The organism is Mesorhizobium sp. M0815 (assembly GCF_040319995.1).
Lineage (GTDB): Bacteria > Pseudomonadota > Alphaproteobacteria > Rhizobiales > Rhizobiaceae > Mesorhizobium.
The window spans coordinates 116,678-139,593 of record NZ_JAMYOU010000008.1; the positions used below are offsets into that span (position 1 = coordinate 116,678).

Annotated in this window: 21 protein-coding genes; 15 read left to right on the forward strand and 6 right to left on the reverse strand. The window is 63.2% G+C overall.

Going from position 1 to position 22,916, the window contains the following annotated elements:
* Positions 1–304: 304 nt before the first annotated feature.
* Positions 305–1,264 (forward strand): sugar-binding transcriptional regulator, encoded by a 960-nt coding sequence (locus NKI01_RS12015; protein ID WP_023722533.1) that lies wholly within the window; start codon positions 305–307, stop codon positions 1,262–1,264.
* 75 nt (positions 1,265–1,339) lie between these two features.
* Here the strand turns inward: NKI01_RS12015 and NKI01_RS12020 are convergent, their stop codons facing one another.
* Positions 1,340–1,525: a hypothetical protein gene (locus tag NKI01_RS12020; RefSeq protein WP_023722532.1), complete on the reverse strand. Its 186-nt coding sequence runs from the start codon at positions 1,523–1,525 to the stop codon at positions 1,340–1,342.
* Positions 1,526–1,635: 110 nt separating this feature from the next.
* Between NKI01_RS12020 and gcvA (NKI01_RS12025) the strand changes: the two genes are divergently transcribed.
* The 9 genes from gcvA (NKI01_RS12025) (at position 1,636) to NKI01_RS12065 (ending at position 11,557) form a co-directional block, all read left to right on the forward strand.
* A complete protein-coding gene (gcvA, locus tag NKI01_RS12025) occupies positions 1,636–2,547 on the forward strand; it encodes a transcriptional regulator GcvA (RefSeq protein WP_023722531.1) in 912 nt (303 codons plus the stop codon).
* 222 nt (positions 2,548–2,769) lie between these two features.
* Positions 2,770–4,080 (forward strand): ABC transporter substrate-binding protein, encoded by a 1,311-nt coding sequence (locus NKI01_RS12030; RefSeq protein ID WP_352481511.1) that lies wholly within the window; start codon positions 2,770–2,772, stop codon positions 4,078–4,080.
* 113 nt (positions 4,081–4,193) lie between these two features.
* A complete protein-coding gene (locus tag NKI01_RS12035; RefSeq protein ID WP_031195183.1) occupies positions 4,194–5,066 on the forward strand; it encodes a carbohydrate ABC transporter permease in 873 nt (290 codons plus the stop codon).
* Between the two features lie 11 nt (positions 5,067–5,077).
* A complete protein-coding gene (locus NKI01_RS12040; protein ID WP_352484354.1) occupies positions 5,078–5,902 on the forward strand; it encodes a carbohydrate ABC transporter permease in 825 nt (274 codons plus the stop codon).
* A gap of 50 nt (positions 5,903–5,952) precedes the next feature.
* Positions 5,953–6,957 carry an ABC transporter ATP-binding protein gene (locus NKI01_RS12045; RefSeq protein ID WP_023722527.1) on the forward strand — a complete coding sequence of 335 codons (1,005 nt, stop codon included), beginning with the start codon at positions 5,953–5,955 and terminating at the stop codon, positions 6,955–6,957.
* The gene (locus NKI01_RS12050; RefSeq protein ID WP_352859132.1) at positions 6,954–7,724 is read left to right on the forward strand and encodes an L-iditol 2-dehydrogenase; all 771 of its coding nucleotides are present in this window, start codon (positions 6,954–6,956) and stop codon (positions 7,722–7,724) included. The genes NKI01_RS12045 and NKI01_RS12050 overlap by 4 nt, the downstream gene beginning before the upstream one ends.
* A 72-nt stretch (positions 7,725–7,796) precedes the next feature.
* On the forward strand, positions 7,797–9,275 hold the full coding sequence (locus NKI01_RS12055) for a mannitol dehydrogenase family protein (protein ID WP_352484351.1): 1,479 nt from the start codon (positions 7,797–7,799) through the stop codon (positions 9,273–9,275).
* Positions 9,276–9,290: 15 nt separating this feature from the next.
* Positions 9,291–9,974 carry an HAD family hydrolase gene (locus NKI01_RS12060; RefSeq protein WP_352484350.1) on the forward strand — a complete coding sequence of 228 codons (684 nt, stop codon included), beginning with the start codon at positions 9,291–9,293 and terminating at the stop codon, positions 9,972–9,974.
* Positions 9,971–11,557, forward strand: a complete 1,587-nt coding sequence (locus NKI01_RS12065) for an FGGY-family carbohydrate kinase (protein ID WP_352548063.1) — start codon at positions 9,971–9,973, stop codon at positions 11,555–11,557. Before NKI01_RS12060 ends, NKI01_RS12065 begins: the two co-directional genes overlap by 4 nt.
* A 14-nt stretch (positions 11,558–11,571) precedes the next feature.
* Here the strand turns inward: NKI01_RS12065 and NKI01_RS12070 are convergent, their stop codons facing one another.
* Entirely contained in the window at positions 11,572–12,153 is a 582-nt protein-coding gene (locus NKI01_RS12070) for a histidine phosphatase family protein (RefSeq protein ID WP_352963302.1), read from the reverse strand.
* 229 nt (positions 12,154–12,382) lie between these two features.
* Here NKI01_RS12070 and NKI01_RS12075 point away from each other — a divergent pair, with 229 nt between their 5' ends.
* Entirely contained in the window at positions 12,383–13,786 is a 1,404-nt protein-coding gene (locus NKI01_RS12075) for an MATE family efflux transporter (RefSeq protein WP_352484348.1), read from the forward strand.
* Positions 13,787–13,802: 16 nt separating this feature from the next.
* Here the strand turns inward: NKI01_RS12075 and NKI01_RS12080 are convergent, their stop codons facing one another.
* From NKI01_RS12080 to speB, 4 genes are all read right to left on the reverse strand, one after another.
* A complete protein-coding gene (locus NKI01_RS12080; RefSeq protein ID WP_023722520.1) occupies positions 13,803–14,450 on the reverse strand; it encodes an amino acid ABC transporter permease in 648 nt (215 codons plus the stop codon).
* Positions 14,447–15,115: an amino acid ABC transporter permease gene (locus NKI01_RS12085; protein WP_352548064.1), complete on the reverse strand. Its 669-nt coding sequence runs from the start codon at positions 15,113–15,115 to the stop codon at positions 14,447–14,449. The genes NKI01_RS12080 and NKI01_RS12085 overlap by 4 nt, the downstream gene beginning before the upstream one ends.
* Positions 15,116–15,121: 6 nt before the next feature.
* Positions 15,122–15,931: a transporter substrate-binding domain-containing protein gene (locus NKI01_RS12090; RefSeq protein WP_352548066.1), complete on the reverse strand. Its 810-nt coding sequence runs from the start codon at positions 15,929–15,931 to the stop codon at positions 15,122–15,124.
* A gap of 138 nt (positions 15,932–16,069) precedes the next feature.
* Positions 16,070–17,131 (reverse strand): agmatinase, encoded by a 1,062-nt coding sequence (gene speB, locus NKI01_RS12095; protein WP_352963275.1) that lies wholly within the window; start codon positions 17,129–17,131, stop codon positions 16,070–16,072.
* 181 nt (positions 17,132–17,312) lie between these two features.
* Here speB and gcvA (NKI01_RS12100) point away from each other — a divergent pair, with 181 nt between their 5' ends.
* The 4 genes from gcvA (NKI01_RS12100) (at position 17,313) to NKI01_RS12115 (ending at position 22,877) form a co-directional block, all read left to right on the forward strand.
* Positions 17,313–18,287 (forward strand): transcriptional regulator GcvA, encoded by a 975-nt coding sequence (gene gcvA / locus NKI01_RS12100; protein WP_023722516.1) that lies wholly within the window; start codon positions 17,313–17,315, stop codon positions 18,285–18,287.
* 192 nt (positions 18,288–18,479) lie between these two features.
* A complete protein-coding gene (pncB, locus tag NKI01_RS12105) occupies positions 18,480–19,784 on the forward strand; it encodes a nicotinate phosphoribosyltransferase (RefSeq protein ID WP_352963277.1) in 1,305 nt (434 codons plus the stop codon).
* Positions 19,785–19,960: 176 nt separating this feature from the next.
* A complete protein-coding gene (locus tag NKI01_RS12110; protein ID WP_352963279.1) occupies positions 19,961–21,409 on the forward strand; it encodes a hypothetical protein in 1,449 nt (482 codons plus the stop codon).
* A gap of 163 nt (positions 21,410–21,572) precedes the next feature.
* Positions 21,573–22,877: an ABC transporter substrate-binding protein gene (locus NKI01_RS12115; protein WP_023718162.1), complete on the forward strand. Its 1,305-nt coding sequence runs from the start codon at positions 21,573–21,575 to the stop codon at positions 22,875–22,877.
* Positions 22,878–22,916 lie beyond the last annotated feature (39 nt).

Here is a 22,916-nt window from a genome sequence, read left to right on the forward strand (position 1 = left end):
GCGTCCCCGCTAATGCATGTCGCGCAAAAGTGTGCAGCGGTTTTGTGATAACGACATGCATAAAAAAGAATCTAAAGCGCGTCGCATGAGGCCGATCGAACACGTCGCGCTTTGGAACCGAGATTGGTGCGACCTCGACAGCCTTGCTGTTGCGACGAGACTAGGTCGACCCCGTCACTTCGTTCGAGCCACCAAGTCCGGACCTTAAGCAATTGCTCGTACAATAGGCAATTGCGCACGACCTCATTCCCTGCGAAACTATGGTGCTCCGCCTCTTATGCTCGGCGGGCTGGGAGGCAGGACCTTGAATTCGCGGCAGGATAGCGGCGGCAACAGGCTGGACGACGCGGCGCGCGCCGGCTGGCTCTATTACGTTGCCGGCAACACCCAGGACCAGATCGCCGCCACGCTTGGCATCTCCCGGCAGACGGCGCAGCGGCTGGTGTCGCTTGCAGTCTCCGAAGGGTTGATCAAGGTGCGCGTCGACCATCCGATCGCCAATTGCCTCGACCTTGCGGCACGGCTGAAATCGCGCTTTGCGCTTGATCTGGTCGAGGTGGTGCCGAGCGACCCTTCTTCGTCCTCCACCGTCATCGGGGTCGCGGAGGCGGCGGCGGCGGAGATCGAACGGCGGCTGCGGTCGCCCACACCGATCGTCATGGCGATCGGCACCGGCCGCACGCTGAAGGCCGCGATCGAGCAGCTGCCGCCGATGGAATGCCCGCAGCACAAGGTGGTGTCGCTGACCGGCAATATCTCGCCAGACGGTTCGGCGGCCTTCTACAACGTCATCTTCACCATGGCCGACAGGGTCAAGGCGCGCTCGTTTCCGATGCCTTTGCCGGTCATCGCTTCCTCGCCCGAAGAGCGCGAGATGCTGCTCAGCCAGCCGATGATCCAGCCGACCCTGGCGCTTGCGGCCGAGGCCGACGTCACCTTTGTCGGCATCGGCGATCTCGGCCCGAAGGCGCCGCTTTACGAGGACGGCTTCATTTCGGAGGGTGAATTGAAGGCGCTGCAGAAGGCCGGCGGCGTTGCCGAGATCGTCGGCTGGGTGTTCGATCGCGACGGCCGCATGATCGAAGGCATCACCAACGACCGGGTCTCGTCAGCGCCGCTGCCGTCGCGCGAAAAGTCGCTGGTGATCGCGCTTGCCATGGGCGACCGCAAGCTGCCGGGCATCTTCGCCGCCGTCAACCGGCGGCTGGTCAACGGCCTCATCACCGATGAGCGGACCGCCGCCGCCTTGCTGGCCGGCGCATGATCTCAGAGCCGCTGGCGGTCGGAAACGATCAGGTGAAATCGAAACGCATCTGAACTCCCGATAAAACGAGCGACATTATTGGTGCCGGCCACAAGGATCGTTGCCATCGAGGAAGCCCATGTCGCGCTGCAGATGCGGCGGCAGTTCCCGGACGTCGAGATAGGCGCGTCTCCGCGCCGCGTGCCTTGCCAATCCCCGCGCCAGCCGTGAAAACCAGCCGTGGGCTGGAGCAAGAAGCGGCTTTTCCTGTATTGTGGTCATGATCGTCAGCCTTCGCTATCTCTAGGCGTAATTGATCTTCAACACGGAATATCGGTAGGACCGGCCGGTGCCGCCAATCAAACGTCGATCACTGCCCATAAGGAGGGCTTATGCCGGAGCTCAATTCACGACAGCTGGTTTCGCAGCTTCCTCCGCTTCAGGCGATCCGGGTATTCGAGGCGGTGGCGCGGCATCTCTCCTTCACCAAGGCCGCCCAGGAGCTTGGCATGACGCAGGCGGCGGCAAGCTATCAGATCAAGCTTCTGGAGGAGCGCATCGGCGCGCCCTTGTTCCTGCGCCAACCAAAACAGATCGTGCTGACCGAACCCGGCCAGCGCCTGGCACCTGCGGTCAGCGAAGCGTTCGCGCTGTTGAGCGGCGCCTATGCCGCCGCGCGCACCGGCGCCGATGGCGTGCTTTGCGTTTCGACGCTGCTGACCTTTGCCTCCAATTGGCTGGCGCAGCATCTCGGTTCGTTCCAGGTCGCGCATCCGTCGCTGGCGGTGCGCGTCGATACTTCGAACAGGGTTGTCGACTTTGCCAGAGAGGATATCGACATCGCCATCCGCTCCGGCGGCGGCAACTGGCCGGGCGTCGAGACCCATATGCTTTTCAGGGCCGATTTCACGCCGGTTCTCAGCCCAAAACTCGCGGCCAGCATCGGCGGCGTCAACGAACCGGCCGACCTGCTGCGGCTGCCGATCCTCGACCCGGGCGACATCTGGTGGCGGGATTGGTTTGCCGCCGCCGGCCTGCCGGTCGCGGAATTGGCCAAACGCACCGGCACCAGCATGGGCGCGCAGGCCTACGAGGCCAATGCCGCGATTGCCGGCCATGGCGTGGCGATCGTCACCAAGGCGCTGTTCAAGACCGAACTTGCCGACGGCCGCCTGATTCAGCCCTTCGATCTTGTTGGTGACGACGGCCATGCCTATTGGCTGGTCTATCCGACGGCGCGGCGCAACGTGCCGAAGATCCGCGCCTTTCGTGATTGGATCCTGAACGAGATCGCTTGCCAATAGGCCGAAACCAGGCCACCCGGACAGCAAAGCTCCGGCTTTTGGCGGCGCGATGAGCCCGACCCAACCCTTCTCCACATATACCGCGAGTGTCCCAGGCTTGCCGCTGCACGAGACCAGCGTGCTGCGCTGCAGCAACGAATCCGGCTTGACATAATTCACGGTAAGTGAGTAATTGCTCACAGCCAAGGCAAATGCTCATCTTGGTTCATGGGAGGAATTTTGATGAAACTTCGCACGTTCACCCTAGGCCTGTTGTCGGCCAGCGCGCTTGCTTTCGCCGCGCATGCCGAATCCATCACCATCGCCACGGTCAACAATGGCGACATGGTCCGCATGCAGAAGCTGACCGACGACTTCACCGCCAAGAATCCCGACGTCCAGCTGCAGTGGGTCACGCTCGAGGAAAACGTCCTGCGCGAGCGCGTCACCACCGACATCGCCACCAAGGGCGGCCAGTACGACGTGATGACCATCGGCACCTATGAGGTGCCGATCTGGGCCAAGCAGAGTTGGCTCCTGCCGCTCGACAAGCTCGGCGACGACTATGACGTCAAGGACATCATCCCGGCTATTGCCGGCGGCCTGTCGGTCGACGGCAAGCTCTACGCCGCGCCTTTCTACGGCGAAAGCTCCTTCGTCATGTACCGCAAGGACCTGATGGAGAAGGCCGGGCTCAAGATGCCCGACGCGCCGACCTGGGACTTCATCAAGCAGGCTGCCGACAAAATGACCGACCGCGCCAACGGCGTGAACGGCGTCTGCCTGCGCGGCAAGGCCGGCTGGGGCGAGAACATGGCCTTCCTGACCGCCATGTCGAACTCGTTCGGCGCGCGCTGGTTCGACGAGAACTGGAAGCCGCAATTCGACCAGCCCGAGTGGAAGAACACACTGCAGTTCTATGTCGACCTGATGAAGGCCGATGGCCCCGAGGGCGCATCATCCAATGGCTTCAACGAAAACCTGGCGCTATTCCAGCAGGGCAAATGCGGCATGTGGATCGACGCCACCGTCGCCGCTTCCTTCGTCTCTGATCCGAAGAACTCCACCGTCGCCGACAAGGTTGGCTATGCGCTGGCCCCGGACAATGGCCTCGGCAAGCGCGGCAACTGGCTCTGGGCCTGGTCGCTGGCCATCCCCGCCGGCACCCAGAAGGCCGACGCCGCTCAAAAGTTCGTATCCTGGGCAACCAGCAAGCACTATGCCGAGCTCGTCGCCTCGAAGGAAGGCTGGGCCAACGTTCCGCCGGGAACGCGCTCCTCGCTCTACGCCAATCCCGAGTACCAGAAGGCGGCACCTTTCGCCAAGATGACGCTGGACTCGATCAACTCCGCCGATCCGACGCATCCGACCGTCAAGCCGGTGCCTTATGTCGGCGTCCAGTTCGTCGCCATTCCTGAGTTCCAGGGCCTCGGCACCACTGTCGGCCAGCTCTTCTCGGCGGCACTTGCCGGCCAGTCAGGCGTCGACGATGCCCTGAAGCAGGCGCAGGACGCCGCTACCGCGACGATGACCGAGGGCGGTTACATCAAGTAGGCTCCTCCCGGTGCCGGTTGCCTATGGCGACCGGCAACGGCCGCCCGAATCCCAGTTCGGGCGGCCGGCTTTCACACCGCTGAAAACTTGGCTGACCTCGAAGGGTGACCGTCATGGCTACTCAGCAGACCCGTTCGCTTGCCCGCTTCATGATGGCGCCATCCGTGGTGCTGCTGCTGGTTTGGATGATTGTACCGCTGGCATTCACGCTGTGGTTCTCCTTCCAGCAGTACAATCCGCTCAATCCGATGCGCGACGGCTTCGTCGGGTTTTCGAACTACGCGCTGTTCTATTCCAACCCGGCATTCCTGCAGTCGATCCTCAACACGCTCACCATCGTCGTCAGCGTGCTTTTGATCACGGTGATCGGCGGTATCTTGCTGGCCCTTCTGCTCGATCAGCCGATGTGGGGACAGGGCATCGTCCGCATCCTCGTCATCTCGCCGTTCTTCGTCATGCCGCCGGTGGCGGCACTGGTCTGGAAGAACATGATCATGCATCCGCAATACGGCGTCTTCGCCGATATTGCGCGCTTCTTCGGCGGGCAGCCGATCGACTGGTTCGGGCAGCACCCGCTTTTGGCCATCATCATCATCGTCGCCTGGCAGTGGCTGCCGTTTGCAACGCTGATCCTGTTGACCGCGCTTCAGTCGCTCGACGGCGAGCAGAAGGAAGCCGCCGAAATGGACGGCGCCGGCTTCATCAGCCGCTTCATCTATTTGACGCTGCCGCATATGTCGCGCGCCATAACCGTGGTCATCCTGATCCAGACGATCTTCCTTCTGTCGGTCTATGCCGAGATCCTCGTCACCACCAATGGCGGCCCGGGTTATGCCTCCACCAACCTGCCCTTCCTCGTCTACCAGAAGGCATTGCTGGAGTTCAAAATCGGCCAGGCGTCCGCCGGCGGTATCATCGCAGTCATTCTCGCCAACATCGTCGCCTTCTTCGCCATGCGCGCCGTCGGCAAGAATTTGGATAAATAAGGGAGGAAACGATGGCACGTGCAGTCACCACCCAGCACAAGACGATTGCGACCGCGGCCGCCTGGATCGTCGCGCTGCTGATCTTCTTCCCGATCCTCTATACGATCATCACTTCGTTCAAATCGGAGCAGGAGGCCATCCAGGGCTTCAACCTGTTCCCGTCGGGAACCACGGAGAGCTATTCCGAGGTCCAGGCGCAGAACGGTTATTTCAAATTCTTCCTGAACTCGGTGTTCCTGTCGGTCGGCTCGACCGTCCTGGCTCTGCTTGTCGCCGTACCGGCGGCATGGTCGATGGCGTTTTCGCCAAGCAAACGCACCAAGGACATCCTGATGTGGATGCTTTCCACCAAGATGATGCCGGCCGTCGCCGTGCTGTTCCCGATCTATCTGATCTTCCGCGATACAGGACTGCTCGACAGCCGCATCGGCCTGATGGTCATGCTGATGTTGATCAACCTGCCGATCGTGGTCTGGATGCTCTACACCTATTTCCGCGAGATCCCGGGCGAGATCCTGGAAGCGGCGCGCATGGACGGCGCATCACTCTGGAACGAGATCATCTACGTGCTGACGCCGATGGCGGTGCCGGGCATCGCCTCGACCATGCTGCTCAACATCATCCTCGCCTGGAACGAGGCGTTCTGGACGATCCGGCTGACCACCACCGAGGCAGCGCCGCTCACCGCTTTCATCAGCTCCTTCTCCAGTCCGCAGGGGCTGTTCTGGGCCAAGCTTTCGGCCGCCTCGACACTGGCGATCGCGCCGATCCTGATCATGGGCTGGTTCAGCCAGAAGCAGCTGGTCCGCGGCCTGACGTTTGGGGCGGTAAAGTAACGGGCATCGCCTGACGCAAAACGAAAAACAGCCCTTCGGGGGAGGAAATCATGGGAAACATCACGCTCAAGAACGTCTCCAAATCCTTCGGGGCGACGTCCATCATCCCCGGCCTCGACCTGGTCATCGAGAACGGCGAGTTCGTCGTCTTCGTCGGCCCGTCGGGCTGCGGCAAGTCCACGCTGTTGCGTCTGATTGCCGGCCTGGAGGACACCAGCGGCGGCACCATCATCATCGATGGCCGCGACGTCACCGGCGAGGCGCCGGCCAAGCGCAAGCTGGCCATGGTGTTCCAGTCCTATGCGCTTTACCCGCATATGACGGTGGCCAAGAACATCGCTTTCCCCCTGAAGATGGCGGGCGAGGACCAGGCGACCATCGACAAGAAGGTGAAGGACGCCGCCCGCATCTTGAACCTCACCAACTACCTAGATCGCCGCCCCGGCCAGCTCTCCGGCGGCCAGCGGCAGCGCGTCGCCATCGGCCGCGCCATCGTGCGCCAGCCTTCCGCCTTCCTGTTCGACGAGCCTTTGTCCAATCTCGACGCGGCGCTGCGCGGCACCATGCGGCTGGAGATCAGCGAGCTGCATCACCAGCTCAAGACCACCATGGTCTACGTCACCCACGACCAGATCGAGGCCATGACCATGGCCGACAAAATCGTCGTGCTCAACGCCGGCAATATCGAGCAGGTCGGCTCGCCGATGGAGCTCTACAAGACACCGAAGAACCTGTTCGTCGCCGGTTTCATCGGCTCGCCGAAGATGAACCTGATCGAAGGCGAGCCGGCCGCCAAATATGGCGCCAGGACAGTCGGCATCCGCCCGGAGCATATGAACATTTCGAAGACGTCAGGCGACTGGAAGGCGACGGTCGGCGTTGCCGAACATCTCGGCTCCGACACGTTTTTGCACGTCCAGGCGGATGGTGTCGGGCAACTGACGGTGCGCGCCGACGGCGAGCTTGCCGCCCATCACGGCGACACGATCTATCTGACACCGGACAAGACCAAGCTGCATCGTTTTGGCGCCGATGGGAAGGCGATGCTGCAATGAGGCTCGGAGGTAAATCGGCGCTGATCACCGGATCGGCGCGCGGCATCGGCAGGGCGTTTGCCGAAGCCTACATGCGGGAGGGCGCGACCGTCGCCATCGGCGACATCAATCTCGAGGCTGCCGAGAAGACGGCTTCGGAAATCGGCGGCAACGCCTACGCGGTGAAGTTGGACGTCACCGATCTCGCGTCGATAGATGCGGCTGTCAAGGCGGTCGAAACCAGAACCGGCGGCCTCGATATTTTGATCAACAACGCTGCGCTGTTCGACCTGGCGCCGATCGTCGAGATCAGCAAGGCAAGCTACGACAAATTGTTCTCGGTCAACGTCGCCGGCACACTGTTTACGCTTCAGGCTGCGGCCCGTTCGATGATCGCGCGCGGCAAGGGCGGCAAGATCATCAATATGGCAAGCCAGGCCGGGCGCCGCGGCGAGGCACTGGTCGCCGTCTACTGCGCCACCAAGGCGGCGGTCATCTCGCTCACCCAGTCGGCAGGGCTCGACCTGATCAAGCACCGCATCAACGTCAATGCCATCGCCCCGGGTGTCGTCGACGGCGAGCACTGGGACCATGTCGATGCCTTGTTCGCCAAGTTCGAGAACCGGCCGAGGGGCGAGAAGAAGAGACTGGTCGGCGAAGCCGTGCCTTATGGCCGCATGGGCACGGCGCAAGACCTCACCGGCATGGCGGTGTTCCTGGCCAGCGATGAGGCCGAATACATCGTTGCCCAGACCTACAATGTCGATGGCGGCCAGTGGATGAGTTGAGGGGGCGAAGGCGCTCTTCTCCCCGTCTCCTCCAACGGGGGGAAGAGCCGTCCCGCTAAAGGGTAAAAGCAGATGTCCGTGAAACTCTCTTCTTCCATACTCGCCAAGCTTCCGCCCAAGATCGCCGGCCCGAAATACGATCGCGCCGCGCTCAAGGCCGGCATCGTGCATTTCGGCGTCGGCAATTTCCATCGCTCGCATCAGGCCGTCTATCTCGACGACCTCTTCAATTCGGGCGTCGGCCACGACTGGGCCATCGTTGGCGCCGGCGTCTTCGAGGGCGAGAAGGTCGGCCGCGGCAAGCTGCAGGAACAGGACTGGCTGACCACCGTGGTCGAGCAGGACAGCGGCCATATGAGCGCGCGCGTCACCGGCGTTATGATCGATTTCCTGATGCCGGGCGAAGCGACCGCAATCGTCGAGCGGCTTGCCGATCCGGCGATCAAGATCGTTTCCCTGACCATCACCGAGGGCGGCTATTTTATCGATCCGGCTTCTGGCGTGTTCAATCCGACGCATCCCGACATCGTTGCCGACGCTGAGCCGGGGGCGACGCCGAAGACCGTCTTCGGCCTCATCCTCGCTGGGCTGCTGCGCCGCCGCGCCGATGGCATCGTGCCCTTCACCATCATGTCCTGCGACAACATCCCCCACAACGGCCACGTCACTTCCGATGGCGTTATCGGCCTGGCGCGGCTGATCGACGAGGATCTGGCAAATTGGGTGAACGAAAACGTGGCCTTTCCCAATGGCATGGTCGACCGCATCACCCCGGCCACCACCGATCGCGAGCGCGGCATTCTCTCCAGCGAGTTCGGTCTCGACGACAATTGGCCGGTGTTTTGCGAGCCGTTCAAGCAATGGGTGCTGGAGGACCGTTTCACCGATGGAAGGCCGCCGCTGGAACAGGTCGGCGTGCAGTTCGTCAGCGATGTCGCGCCCTATGAGCTGATGAAGATCCGCATCCTCAATGGCGGCCATGCGACCATCGCCTATCCGGCCGGGCTGATGGACATCCATTTCGTCCATGAGGCGATGCAGGAGCCGCTGGTACGCGGCTTCCTCGACAAGCTCGAGCATGACGAAATCATCCCGACCGTGCCGCCGGTTCCGGACACCGACCTCGAAGATTACTACCAGCTCATCGAGCACCGCTTCTCCAATCCGAAGATCGGCGACACCATACGCCGGCTTTGCCTCGACGGCTCTAACCGCCAGCCGAAATTCATCATTCCGACCATCGCTGACCGGCTGAAGGCTGGCAAAAGTGTCACCGGCCTGGCGCTGGAATCTGCGCTCTGGTGTCGCTACTGCTTCGGCACCACGGATTCCGGTGCCGTCACCGAGCCCAACGACCCGAACTGGGGCCGGTTGCAGGGGACGGCCAAGGCGGCCAGGGACATGCCTGCCGCCTGGCTTGCCATGGAGGACATCTATGGCGATGTCGGCCGCTCGCCGCCGTTCGCCGAAGCCTTCGCCCATGCGCTCAAATCGCTGTGGGCGGACGGCGCGCGCGCGACACTGACGCGCTATCTCGCCGGCGACCTCTGAAGCCGATCCAGCGCGATGACGCCTGAACTGGTCATTTTCGACTGTGACGGCGTGCTGGTGGATAGCGAGATGCTGTCCGTCTCGGCATTGCTGGAGATGATCGCGCTTGCCGGCGGCAACGTCAGCGAGGACGTTGCCTACGAGCACTTCCTCGGCAAGAGCATGAAGAGCGTCCGCGAAATCCTCGCAAGCGACTTCGGGCTCGATCTCACCGACCAGCATCTGACCGAGATGCGCTCCGAACTGATGCGCAAGTTTCGCCAGGAGCTGAAACCGATGCCAGGCATGGCACAGGTCCTGCCGAAGCTCGGCGTGCCGTGCTGCGTCGCCTCCTCCGGCACGCTGGAGCGGATCCGCTATGCGCTCAAGGTTACGGGGTTGCTTGGGCTGCTGGAGCCGCATTTGTTCAGCGCTGCCATGGTGGCGCGGGGCAAACCGGCGCCCGATCTTTTTCTCCATGCGGCTGCTAAAATGGGAGCGGACCCGCGAAACTGCCTCGTCGTCGAGGACAGCCCGGCCGGCATCCAAGCGGCGCGGGTGGCAGGCATGCGCGTCCTTGCCTTCACCGGGGGCTCGCACACCGGCAACCCGGCACTGAAAGCGCGGCTTGCGTCGAGTGAGCCGGACTTTATATTCGCTGACATGCTGCAATTGCCCGATCTGATTGCAGGCCTGGGAGCGAGAGCAAGAACACCTTGACCAACAGTTTCGTTTGCGCGGTCGATGTCGGCACCGGAAGCGCCCGTGCCGGCATTCTCGACACCGGTGGCGCCTTGCTCGGCCGCGCCGAGCACCCGATCGCCATGCAACAGCCGAAAGCCGACCACGCCGAGCACGATTCGCAGGATATATGGTCGGCGGTGTGCATGGCCGTCCGCGCTGCCCGCGAAAAGGCGCGCGTGAAGGCTGAGGATATCGTCGGCATCTCCTTTGACGCCACCTGCTCGCTGGTGGTGCGAGACCGGCATGGCGGCCAGCTCAGCGTGTCGGTATCAGGCGAAAGACGCTGGGACACCATCGTATGGCTCGATCATCGCGCCATTGCCGAGGCCGACGAATGCACCGAAAGCGGCCATGCCGTGCTCGACTATATCGGCGGCGTCATGTCGCCGGAAATGGAGACGCCGAAGCTGATGTGGCTGAAGCGCAACCTGCCCGGAACATGGAACGAAGCCGGCTACCTATTCGACCTCACCGACTTCCTGACCTGGAAGGCAACCGGCTCGCTCGCCCGTTCACAATGCACGCTGACCGCCAAATGGACCTATCTTGCCCATGAAGCGACCGGCTGGCGGCGCGACTTCTTCGAAGCCGTCGGGCTCGGCGACCTTTTCGAGCACGGCAATCTGCCGGAAAAGGCAAGCCCGGTCGGTGCCGATATCGGTGCGCTTAACGCGCAAGCCGCGGCGGAGCTTGGCCTCACCGAAAAATGCCGGGTCGGTGCAGGCGTCATCGATGCGTATGCCGGCGCGCTTGGCGTGCTCGGAGGCTTCGCCGGCAACGCGAAGGATATCGGCCGCCATCTGGCCCTGATCGCCGGGACGTCGAGTTGCGTCATGGCGATGTCGCCCGATCCGCAGCCTTTCGCCGGTGTCTGGGGTCCTTACTACGGCGCCGCCCTTCCCGGCCTATGGCTGTCGGAAGGCGGCCAGTCGGCCACCGGCGCGCTGCTCGATCACATCATCCGCTGGCATGGCGCCGGCGGCGAGCCGGATGCCGCCATGCATGCCAGGATCGCCCACCGCGTCGCCGAGCTGCGCACCGCCGAGGGCGACAACCTCGCCGCAAAGCTGCACGTGCTGCCCGATTTCCACGGCAACCGCTCGCCGCTCGCCGACCCGCATGCCGTCGGCGTCATCAGCGGGCTGACGCTGGATTCCTCCTTCGACAGCCTGTGCAAGCTCTATTGGCGCACCGCCGTCAGCATCGCGCTTGGCGTCCGCCATGTGCTGGAAGCGCTGAACGAAAACGGCTATCTGATCGATACGCTGCACGTCACCGGCGGCCACACCAAGAACCCGCTGTTGATGGAGCTCTATGCCGACGCCACCGGATGCACGGTGGTCGAGCCGCTGGCGGACGAGGCGGTGCTGCTCGGCACCGGCATGATTGCCGCCACCGCTGCCAGGCTTTTTCCCGATTTGAACGCCGCTTGCGTCGCCATGCAGCAAGGCGGCAGGACGCGCGAGCCCAATCCGGCTGCCGCCGGCCGGTTCGATCGCGACTACCGCGTGTTTCTCGAGATGCATCGGCAAAGGCAGGCGCTGGACGCGATCCGATAGATCGGGATCGGCGGCTATCTCTGGTTCCAGCGCCGGACGACCGGTTCGTCAAGGCCGTGCTCATAACCGATCACGCTTACGCTGGCGGTATCCAGCACGAAAAGCGCGCCGTCTTGCGGTGGCAGGCCGAGCCAGCGTGCGGCTAGCACCCTCAGGAAATGCGAACTTGAGAAGACCAGGACATTGCCGCTGGCCTCGAGCAACTGGCTGACGATCCGGTCCGCCCTCGAGCCTACATCCGTGGCGGACTCGCCGCGCGGGCAGCCGTCGCGAAAGAGCCGCCAACCGGGACGCTCGGCGAGGATTTGCTTGGTGGTCAATCCCTCATAGGCACCATAATCCCACTCCGCCAGATCGTCCTTCTTCACGCCTGACGAGCCGAAGCCGGCCAGCGCACAGGTGTTGAGGGCGCGCTGCGACGGGCTCGACCACACCGCCGAGAAGGATAGACCCTTTAGCCGCTCAGTGACCCGCCTTGCCCCATCCTCGCCGGCCGGCGTCAGCGGTATGTCGGTCCGGCCGGTATGTTTTCCGGACGCACTCCATTCCGTCTCGCCATGCCGAACCAGATAGATTTCGGGAAACGCGCTCATCAGGCTGCCTTTCAAAGGAATCCACCGTGACCATAGCGGCTTCCATGGCCTCTCCAATAGCCTGCATTGAGCCGACTGGCTTAACCCTTCCGCAAGTCAGCCTCTTGCCACCGGTGCCCATTTCATAGACAAACCCGTCGTAATGCGGAATCCGGCCGATCTTGGCCATTTTCCGCGCTGAGACGCGGCTTCCGGCTCTTGCCGACGTGCCGCAATCGGATAGGCGGAAAAAATGTCTGCGATCGAAGCCGACGCTCGCGCGCCGGAAAACCTTTGGCGTCGGGAAATCAGGGCGATGCTGGCGCTCGCCTGGCCGATGGTGCTGACCAATCTCGGTCAGACCGCGATGACCGCTACCGACGTCATGATGATGGGGCGGCTGGGGCCGGACACGCTGGCCAGCGGTGCGCTTGGTGCCAACCTTTACTTCATGCCGCTGATCTTTGGACTTGGCCTGATGCTGGCGACCTCGCCGATGATGGCGACCGAGCTCGGCCGTCGCCGCCACTCGGTGCGCGACCTGCGCCGCACCGTGCGCCAGGGTCTGTGGCTGGCGATCCTCATTTGCATTCCGATCTGGGTCTTTCTCTGGCACGGCGAGGCCGTGTTGCTGGCCATGGGTCAGGAACCGGCACTGGCGCATCAGGCCGGCATCTATCTGCGCTGGCTCGAATGGGCGGTGCTGCCCTTTTTCGGCTACATCGTCCTGCGCTCGTTTATTTCGGCGCTGGAGCGGCCGGGCTGGGCACTGATCATCGTTTTCGTTGCCGTCGCCTGCAACGCCTTTTTCAACTGGCTGTTCATGTTCGGCAATCTCGGCATCCAATCGATGGGCATCGCCGGCTCCGGCCTCGCCACCACGCTGTCCAGCACGTTAATGTTCGCCGGCATGGCGGCGGTGGTGATGCTTGAGAAGAAATTCCGGCGCTATCGTCTGTTCGGACGCTTCTGGCGGGCCGATTGGCCGCGCTTCAAGGGCCTGCTGCGGCTCGGCCTGCCGATCGCCGGCCTGCTGGCGTTTGAGGTGACGATTTTCAACGCGGCGGCCTTTCTCATGGGCCTGATCGATGCGGCTTCGCTTGCCGCCCATGCGATCGCCATCCAGATCGCCTCGATCACCTTCATGGTGCCGCTCGGCCTCAACCAGGCGGTGACGGTGCGCGTCGGACTTGCCCACGGCGCCGGCAATCCGGAAGGTGTCAGCCGGGCTGGCTGGACCGCCTATGTCGTCGGTGTCTCCTTCATGGCGCTGATGGGGCTGGTGATGATCCTGTGGCCGCACCTCTTGATCGGGGCCTTCATCGATCTGGGCAACCCGGCTAATGCCGAGGTGGTCGCGCTGGCCGTGTCGTTCCTCGCTTTTGCCGCGCTGTTCCAGGTTTTTGACGGTGCGCAGGCGGTAGCCAGCGGCATGCTGCGCGGCCTGCACGACACCAAGGTGCCGATGATCTATGCCGCGATCGGCTATTGGGGCATCGGCCTGCCGCTCGGCGTGCTGCTCGCCTTCCATTTCGGTTTCAACGGCGTCGGCATCTGGATCGGCCTATCGTCGGGACTGGCGGTGGTTGCTGCACTCCTGCTGGGACGCTGGCTGCGGCGGGACAGGATCGCGCCGCCGCTGGTGTTCGGGCGTTGAATTGCTGGTCGCCCGCTCAGCGGGCCGCCGCCCGCTGTTCCAGCGAGCGCGCATATTGCGTCAGCGGAAAGCACATGACGAAGAAGATCAGCGCTACCAGCCCGTAGACTTTGAACGGTTCGAAGGTCGCATTGTTGATTGCGTTGGATGTCCTCACCAGCTCCTCGAAACCGATGATCGAGGTCAGCGCGGTCGACTTGATCAGCTGCACCAGGAAGCCGACGGTCGGCGCGCGGGTGATCGAAAACGCCTGCGGCAGGATGATCAGCCGGAGTTCCTGCAGATAGTGCAGGCCGAGGCTGGCGCCGGCGTCCCACTGGCCGCGTGGCAATGCATCGACGCCGCCGCGCCAGATCTCGGCGAGATAGGCGCTGGCAAAGAAGGTCAGGCCAAGCACCGCCGCGGTCCACGGCTCGATGCGCAGGCCCAGCATCGGCAAGCCGAAGAACATCAGGAAGAGCTGCATCAGCAGCGGCGTGCCCTGGAAAAGCGCGATGTAGCCGGAGGCAAACCGGCGCGCCCATTTATTCTTGGCGATCCGGAAGAACAGCACGATCATGCCGACCACGGCGCCGCCGACAAAGGCAGCCAACGACAACAGCACCGTCCAGCGCGCCGCCAGCAGCAGGTTGCGCAGAATGTCCCAGAAGGTGAATTCGATCATGACACGCCGGCTCCAAGAAGCCGGCGACCGCCGCCGACCAGCAGCCGGCGCAGCCCAATCGACAGGATGAGATAGACCATCGTCACCACGAAATAGGTCTCGAAAGCCCGGAACGTGCGCGCCTGCAGCATGTCGGCTTCATAGGTCAGCTCGCGCACCGCGATCTGCGACACCACGGCGGATTCCAGCATCATGATGACGATCTGGCTGGTCAGCGCCGGATAGATCACCTTGAGCGCCTGCGGCAGCACGATTTTGATGAAGACCTGGCGCGGCCTGAGCCCAAGCGCCATTGCCGCTTCCGTCTGCCCGGGCGGCACCGCGTCGAGTCCGGCGCCAACGATCTCGATCGTGTAGGCCGCCATGTTGAGCGTCATCGCCAGCATGGCTGCCAGCACGGGATCGAGCCTCACGCCGATGCTTGGCAGCCCGAAGAAGATGAAGAACAGCTGCACCAGGAACGGCGTGTTGCGGATCACCTCGACATAGACGCCGATCGCCCGCTTGAGCAGCAGCGGGCCATTTCGCCGCCCTGCCGCGCCGAGGATGCTGAGCAACGTTCCCGCCAGCGTGGTCACGGCGATCAACAGGATCGTCGTGGCCGCGCCGCGCGCGATCGCCCCTGTCGCCCCGGCAAGCCAGCCGAAGTCGAGGCTATAGGTCACCGGCCGTCAATCCTTGAGATTGGCGGGATCGAGCGGTGTCTTCAGCCAGGCCTTCGAGCTTTCGTCCAGTCTCCCGTCGGCCAGCATCTTGGCAACTGCATCGTTGACCGCTTGCTTGAGGCGGTCTTCCTTCTTGTTGAGGCCGATATGCGAGGGCGAGGTGAGAAGCTGGAACTTTTGCTCCGGCTTCAGCGCCTCCTGACGGGCGAGCACCTGGGCGCCGACATCGTTGCCGACCACCATCAGCTGGGTCTGACCCGAGATGAAGGCCTGGATGACGGAATTATAGTTGTCGAAGCGGCGGATGTCGGCCGAGGCGGGTGCTGCCTCGGTCAGCGAGGTGTCCTCCAGCGTGCCGCGATTGACGGCGATCGACTTGTCGGCAAGGTCTTCCTTGCCTTTGACCGAAAGTGCTGCCGGGCCGATGACGGCGATGTAGTAAGGCGCGTAGGCGGCGGCGAAATCGATCACCTGCTCACGCTCCTTGGAATAGCCGACGCTCATCAGCAGGTCGACGCGCTTGTCGGTAAGATATGGGATGCGGTTCTGGCCGGTCACGCTGACCAGATTGAGCTTGACCTTGAGCTGCTCGGCGATGGATTGCGCCACGTCGATGTCGTAGCCCTTGATGCTCATGTCGGCGCTGGCCGAGGAGAAGGGTGGGAAATCGGAAAAGATACCGACATTGATGGCGCCGGCCTTGGTGATGTCGTCGATAGCGTCGGCATTGGCGGCCTGGGTCGTGAAACCAAAGCCGGTTGCGCCGAGCATCAGCACGGCGGCGATGGATGATTTGAGTTTCATGTGAAATGTCATTGTCGTTCCCCTGCTGGAAGCTTGTTTATGTGAGTGCAACCGCCGGCTCCAGCGCGGCGGTCGCCTTTGGGATTTTCTAGTGGACCATGATCGTCTCCGAAAACCGGTTCCCACTTTTCGGGATCATGGTCGAGCGTGTCAGCCCGCCTTGCTGGTGATTGCCGGGCTGAAGACCATCAGGCTGAGGATCTCGAACAGCACCTGCGCGCCGGCATGCGCCGTGTTGGTGGTCGCGTCATATTGCGGCGCCACCTCGACGACGTCGCCGCCGACGATATTGAGGCCCTTCAGGCCGCGCAGCAGCTCGAGCACTTCGCGCGTCGTCAGCCCGCCGACCTCCGGCGTGCCGGTGCCCGGCGCGAAGGCGGGATCGATGCTGTCGATATCGAAGGAGACATAGGTCGGGCCGTCGCCGACTATCCTGCGCGCCTTCTCGATAATGGCGGGGATGCCGAGGCCGGTCACCTCTTCGACATGCACCACGGTCATACCGGACTCGTAGGTGAACTCCCAAAGGTACTCGGCCGAGCCGCGAATGCCGATCTGGATGGTGCGGCTCGGGTCGAGCACGCCGTCCAGCACCGCGTTGCGGAACGGCCCGCCATGGTGGAACTTGGTCATGTCGAACAGGCCGCTGGTGTCGCAATGGGCGTCGATATGGATCATGCCCACCGGCGCCTTCTTGCCGACAGCTTTCAGGATCGGGTGGCTGATCGAATGATCGCCGCCGACAGACAAGGGCAGGACGCCGGCGTCGACGATCTGGTTGGCGCGGCGTTCGATATCGTCATGGCTGGTCTCCAGCCGGTAGCGGCTCTGGAACGGCACGTCGCCAATGTCGGCGACTTTCAGCTCATGCGTCGGTGCGCATTCCAGCACATGATTGTAGGGGCCGATGCGCTCGATGGCGCGCAGCGCCCTTGGCCCGAAACGGGCGCCCGGCCGGTTGGTGACGCCCAGATCCATCGGCACACCGATCATCGCCACCTGAAGATCGCCGAAATCCGGATTGTCGGCGGCGATTTCACGATAGGGCGCCGCGAGGAAGGTCGGGATGCCGGAATAGGGCGCCAGCCGCGTGCCGGTCTTGGAGAAGATCTTGTCGGCGACACGCTGGAATTTCGGGTCGAACATTTCGCCGCCATGGCTCTCGCCGTATTTGCGGCGCAGCGCTTCGAGCTTGCCGCGGTCATAACCCATGTCGGTCCTCCATGGCTGGTGCAGCGCGGACGGCGGCCTCGATAGCCGCAGCCGTTGGCTGCCTGCAGATTTCACGTCTTGATGCAATGCTTGGGCAAAGTGTCCTGTAGCTGCATTGAAAAATCAATTGATATTGTTAGGGTGTTCGCTGTGAGAAAATCTCACAGAGCTTAGGTTCCAAATGGCCAAGCGTTTGCCACCGCTCAACCCGCTGCGCGCCTTCGAGGCGACGGCGCGCCATGCCTCGCTGACCAAGGCGGCGGCCGAGCTGAACGTCACCCACGGTGCCATCAGCCATCAGATCAAGGCGCTCGAGCAATCGTTGGGCGTCAAGCTGTTCGAGCGTGCCGGCCAGCGGGTGAAGCTGACGCCGCACGGCGCCGAATTGCTGCCGGCGGTGTCGACAGCCTTCGACGGCATTGCCGCCGCCACGCAGCGCATGACACGGCCGGCCAGCACCGGCGCGCTATCGGTATCCTGCGTGCCGGCGCTGCTATTGCTGTGGATGATCCCGCGGCTGGGCAGCTTCACTTCGCAATATCCGGATATCCGGCTGACGCTGATCCCATCCAATGATGCCAAGGACGTCCGCGCACCGCATATCGATGTCTGCGTGCACTATGGTGACGGCAGCTGGACCGATTGCTGGATGCGCAAATGGTCGGGTCTCGAACTGTTCCCGGTGGTCAGCCCGACGCTGATCAACAACCGCCCGATCCGCACCGTCCGCGACCTCGCCGATCACGTCTTCCTGCATGGCGACGACGGCCGCGAATGGCACACCTGGCTGGCCGCCGCCGATGCGCTGGACCTGGAGCGCGGCCGCCGCCACCATCTCGGCGACGCGCGCATGGCGACCGAGGCCGCAGTCCACGGCCATGGCGTGGCGCTCGGCGACACGGTGACGGCAAGCGGACTGCTCGCCAGGGGTCTGCTTGTCGCGCCATTCAGCCTTTCCGTGCCGGCCGTCGACGATTTCTACGTCGTCTGCCGCAACGAGATGCGGTCGGCGCCGATCGTGCAATTGTTCATCGACTGGCTGTTTGCCGAGAAAGAGCAGGCCGATCGCCGCGCCGACGCGCCGGTGGCAGGCCGCATCGGCTTTCGCCGCAAGCGTCCAGCGCTCAAGGTGGTCGGCGCCAAGACCGCATCCTGAGGCCGAAACTGCCGTGGGTGCCGCTTGCCGCAGGGGCTTCTTTTTGTCGGGCCAGCCCGCAAAGCGGGAGGCGCGTTCAAAAATTCGATGCTAAGAGGCATTTGGAGCAATTCCAGGAAAAGTGCGCAGCGGTTTTCCGTCCGGAATTGCGCTAGACAAAAGCTAGAACGAGCAGCGAAGGCGCATTGAGCGATGGCAAAGACCGATATAGCGCGGCGCGTCTACAACCACACCTGGAAGCTCGACCCGATCGTGCGTAGCTTGCTCGACACCGATTTCTACAAGCTTCTGATGCTGCAGATGATCTGGGGCATGTATCCCAAGGTCGACGCCACCTTCTCGCTGATCAACCGTACCACCTCGGTCCGCCTTGCCGAGGAGATCGACGAGACGGAGCTGCGCGAGCAGCTCGACCATGCCCGCACCTTGCGCTTCTCGAAGAAAGAGATGATCTGGCTCGGCGGCAACACCTTCTATGGCCGCAAGCAGATCTTCGAACCGGAATTCCTCGCCTGGCTGGAAAATTTCCGGCTGCCCGAATACGAGCTCTCCAGGCGCGACGGCCAATACGAACTCGCCTTCAGCGGCCCGTGGATGTACACGACGCTGTGGGAGATCCCGGCGCTGGCAATTATCAATGAACTTCGATCTCGCGCGGCCATGCGGGCGTTCGGGCCGTTCGCGCTCGACGTGCTCTATGCCCGCGCCAAGGCCAAGATGTGGGCCAAGACCGAGCGGCTGAAGGCGCTGCCCGGCATCCGCATCTCGGATTTCGGCACCCGCCGCCGTCATTCGTTCCTGTGGCAGCGCTGGTGCGTCGAAGCGTTGAAGGAGGGCATCGGCGAGGCCTTTACCGGCACCTCCAACGTCCTGCTCGCCATGGACAACGACCTCGAAGCGCTCGGCACCAACGCGCATGAGCTGCCGATGGTGTTCGCCGCGCTCACCAATTCGGAAAAGGAATTGAAGCAGTCGCCCTATAAGGTGTTGCAGGACTGGCAGCGCTACTACGGCGGCAATTTGCTGATCGTGCTGCCGGACACCTTCGGCACCGCGGCGTTCCTGCGCGATGCGCCGGACTGGGTCGCCGACTGGACCGGCTTCCGCCCCGACAGCGCGCCGCCGATCGAGGGCGGCGAGAAGATCATTTCCTGGTGGCGCGAAAAGGGCAAGGACCCCAAGCAGAAGCTGCTCATCTTCTCCGACGGGCTTGAGGTCGAGACCATCGAGGAGACCTACCGCCACTTCCGCGGCAAGGTGCGCATGTCCTTCGGCTGGGGCACCAACCTGACCAATGATTTCGAAGGCTGCGCACCGACCGAGACCAACCGGCTCGACGCCATCTCGCTGGTCTGCAAGGTCACCGAGGCCAATGGCAGGCCGGCGGTCAAGCTTTCCGACAATCCGGCCAAGTCGACAGGCGACGAGAAAGAGACCGAGCGCTATCTGCGCATTTTCGGCCAGAAGGACCGCGTGGAGCAGCTGGTGAAGGTGTGAGGGCCGACAAGAAGTATTTCTTGGAAAGCATGAGTTCCCGCCCACCCCCCTCTGTCCTGCCGGACATCTCCCCCTCAGAGGGGGAGATTGGCTCTCATCTCCGCTCTGGCCAACCCTCAACGAGGCAAGAAAAGCGCCGGCCGATTCAACTGCCAATCTCCCCCCTCGAGGGGGAGATGTCCGGCAGGACAGAGGGGGGTGCCGTAGAGCGCTGCCATAACCTAGTAGCCCTGCCGCGGTTCTCCTTCTTCCTGGCCCTTGCACCTGTATTCCTGCCCACCCCCGCCTTCGCCCACGCCTCCGACCGCGGCCACGTCCTGCTCCTCCCCACCGGCTACTACGTCGCCGGCGGCGCGCTCGCCGTCGCCGCCAGTTTCCTTGTCCTGGCGCTACTGAGGCCGGACTCCCTCGACCGCTTCTGGCGCAAACGCCTGCCGCTTTTCACCTTCGGCGACGGCGCGCGGACTGCCGTCAGCATGATATCCTTTGCCGGCTTTGCAATTCTCACTGCCGCCGGCCTGTTCGGCAGCCGCGATCCGCTCTCCAATCCGCTGCCGCTGACCGTATGGACATTGCTCTGGGTTGGGCTGGCTTTGCTGCAAGGGCTCGGCGGCGATCTCTGGTCGTGGCTCAATCCGTGGTACGGGCCTTGCCGCGTCGTCTCGCGCCTGTCCGACAGAATGGAGCCACGGCGGCTGCCCCAGTGGCTCGGCTATTGGCCGGCTTTCGTGCTGTTCTTCGCCTTCGCCTGGTTCGAGCTGATCGACCCGGCGCCCGATGACCCGGGGCGGCTGACCTGGGCCGCCGGCGTCTACTGGCTGCTAAGCTTCGCGGCCATGCAGGTCTTCGGCTACCGCGGCTGGACCCGCAGCGGCGAGTTCCTGACAGTGTTCTTTTCGATGGTGGCGCGCTTCGCCATCGTCGAACGCAACGAGGACGGCCGGCTCAAACTCTGCTGGCCGGGCGCTAAGCTGCTCGAGGATGCGCCGCTGCCGCTCAGCGGCGTCGCCTTCCTGCTGCTTGCGCTGTCGTCGGTATCCTTCGACGGCCTGTCGAAAACCTTCTTCTGGCTAGGCCGGTTCGGCATCAATCCGCTGGAGTTTCCGGGACGCACCGCCTTGATCGGCATCGGCAGTTTCGGCCTTGTGCTGACCTTTGTCGTGCTTGCGGCCGTGTTCGCGCTTGCCGTCTTTCTTGGCCAGCACCTTGCCGGCAGCAAGCATTCCCTCGCTCACGCCGCAGGGCTACTAGTCTGGTCGATCGTGCCGATCGCGCTCGCCTATCACTTCGCGCATTATCTGACGGCGCTGCTGGTCGACGGCCAATATGCGATTGCCGCTCTCTCCGACCCGTTTGCGCTGGGCTGGAACCTGTTCGGCACCGCTGAACTGCCAATTGAAGCCGGCGTCGTCGCCGGCGCCGGCTCGGCGTGGTGGCTGTGGAATCTCCAGGCCGGCGTCATCATAGCCGGCCACATGCTTGCAGTGCTTGTCGCCCATGGCTTGGCCTGGCGATTGCACCCCATTCCCGCTCGCGCCGCGCTCAGCCAGTTTCCGCTCACGTTGCTGATGATCGCCTACACCGTCTTCGGCTTGTGGCTGCTTGCGACGCCAACCGCCGGGTGAACGAGATGCGCGATGCCCGTCAATCGAACCTTGGGGAAAGCTCGCTTGCCACGTCAGAGCTTTGGTGATTTAGTTTGTACACATGCAATTTTCGGCCCTCTTAGCAAGAGTGGCCCGCCTCGCTACAGCCATTGGTCAAAGCTCAAAAACAAGGGGAACTGCCGTGACTGACAAGAATGGGTTTTTCGATCTCTCCAGATCCGCTCTCACCCGCCGCACGGCGCTGAAGGTCCTTGCCGCCGGCGCCGGTCTTGCCGTCGCGCCGGGCTTCGTGCGCTACAGCCAGGCGCAGAGCTCGGCGCCGATCAAGATCGGCTTCCAGTCGCACCGCACCGGCATCGGCGCCGCCTATGGCCGCTGGTACGAGAAGACCACGGCCGCGGCGGTCAAGGCGATCAACGATGCCGGCGGCATCAACGGCCGGCCGGTCGAGGTGATCATCGAGGATGACGGCACCGATCCCGGCCGGGGCGCCGAAGTGGTCGGCAAATTCGCCTCCCAGCACAAGACCGACATCGTCTACGGCACGCTGTTTTCGCATGTCGTCATCGGCTCGGCGCCGGCCGCCGGCGAGGCCAAGATGCCCTATTTCGTCGTCAGTGAAGGTCACCACGTCGCGTCGACCAAATTGAACCGCTACGTCTTCCAGCCCGGCATCACCGACGTGAAGAGCCAGATCCAGTCGATGGCGCCGTGGATTGCCGCCAATGCCGGCAAGAAGGTGACGCAGATATTCCCCGATTTCGCTTTCGGCTACGATCATCGCGACTACCTGCCGCCGGCGCTGAAGGCGCAAGGCGCCGAGGTCATCGCGCAGATCGCCATCCCGCCGACGGAATCCTCCTTCACCAAATATTTTCCGCAGATCCCGGCCGAGACCGAGGTGATTTACCACGTCATGGTCGGCCCGGCGGTGCTCACCTTCGTCAAGGAACTCGGCGAGTTCTACGGCTCCAACCGGCCGCAATTGTTCGGCTTCATCGATTCGCTCGAAGCCACCGACATCAACAGCCCCGGCCTCGAATTCCTCGATGGCAGCCATTTCTGGGAAGGCTCGCCACGCTATGCGCAGCCCGATGACTCCCCTGCACAGAAGGCCTATCGTGCCGCCGTCGGCATCGACGACAATGGTGCATCTGTCGGCGATCCCAAGGACGTCTCCACCGCCGCGCACATGTTCGGCTGCTGGGAAACGCTCTACGTCGTCAAGAAGGCGATGGAGGATGCCGGCTATAAGGGCCCGGAAGACCGCGCCAAGCTGGTCGAGGCGACCGAGGCGTTGACCGAGTTCGCCGAGGGGCCCGAGCATCCGCAGGGACCGAAAACCTTCAACGGCAAGATCCACCAGTGTTTTGGTATCCAGAACATCTCCAAGGTCGAAGGCGGCCGGCTGAATGTCGTCCACAAGACCAAGATCGAGGACGGCCTCTACGAGCCGGAAGGGGATTACACGACGCAGGCGCTGTGAGCTTGGCTGCTGCAGCAAGCGTGAGCGCCAAGACACCCC

What these genes read in the sequence shown, in the direction of transcription:
- NKI01_RS12020 (WP_023722532.1), bottom strand. Translation starts at nt 1,525, where the DNA reads ATGACCACAATACAGGAAAAGCCGCTTCTTGCTCCAGCCCACGGCTGG.
- gcvA (WP_023722531.1), top strand. Translation starts at nt 1,636, where the DNA reads ATGCCGGAGCTCAATTCACGACAGCTGGTTTCGCAGCTTCCTCCGCTT.
- NKI01_RS12030 (WP_352481511.1), top strand. Translation starts at nt 2,770, where the DNA reads ATGAAACTTCGCACGTTCACCCTAGGCCTGTTGTCGGCCAGCGCGCTT.
- NKI01_RS12035 (WP_031195183.1), top strand. Translation starts at nt 4,194, where the DNA reads ATGGCTACTCAGCAGACCCGTTCGCTTGCCCGCTTCATGATGGCGCCA.
- NKI01_RS12040 (WP_352484354.1), top strand. Translation starts at nt 5,078, where the DNA reads ATGGCACGTGCAGTCACCACCCAGCACAAGACGATTGCGACCGCGGCC.
- NKI01_RS12045 (WP_023722527.1), top strand. Translation starts at nt 5,953, where the DNA reads ATGGGAAACATCACGCTCAAGAACGTCTCCAAATCCTTCGGGGCGACG.
- NKI01_RS12050 (WP_352859132.1), top strand. Translation starts at nt 6,954, where the DNA reads ATGAGGCTCGGAGGTAAATCGGCGCTGATCACCGGATCGGCGCGCGGC.
- NKI01_RS12055 (WP_352484351.1), top strand. Translation starts at nt 7,797, where the DNA reads ATGTCCGTGAAACTCTCTTCTTCCATACTCGCCAAGCTTCCGCCCAAG.
- NKI01_RS12060 (WP_352484350.1), top strand. Translation starts at nt 9,291, where the DNA reads ATGACGCCTGAACTGGTCATTTTCGACTGTGACGGCGTGCTGGTGGAT.
- NKI01_RS12075 (WP_352484348.1), top strand. Translation starts at nt 12,383, where the DNA reads ATGTCTGCGATCGAAGCCGACGCTCGCGCGCCGGAAAACCTTTGGCGT.
- NKI01_RS12080 (WP_023722520.1), bottom strand. Translation starts at nt 14,450, where the DNA reads ATGATCGAATTCACCTTCTGGGACATTCTGCGCAACCTGCTGCTGGCG.
- NKI01_RS12090 (WP_352548066.1), bottom strand. Translation starts at nt 15,931, where the DNA reads ATGACATTTCACATGAAACTCAAATCATCCATCGCCGCCGTGCTGATG.
- speB (WP_352963275.1), bottom strand. Translation starts at nt 17,131, where the DNA reads ATGGGTTATGACCGCGGCAAGCTCGAAGCGCTGCGCCGCAAATACGGC.
- gcvA (WP_023722516.1), top strand. Translation starts at nt 17,313, where the DNA reads ATGGCCAAGCGTTTGCCACCGCTCAACCCGCTGCGCGCCTTCGAGGCG.
- pncB (WP_352963277.1), top strand. Translation starts at nt 18,480, where the DNA reads ATGGCAAAGACCGATATAGCGCGGCGCGTCTACAACCACACCTGGAAG.
- NKI01_RS12110 (WP_352963279.1), top strand. Translation starts at nt 19,961, where the DNA reads ATGTCCGGCAGGACAGAGGGGGGTGCCGTAGAGCGCTGCCATAACCTA.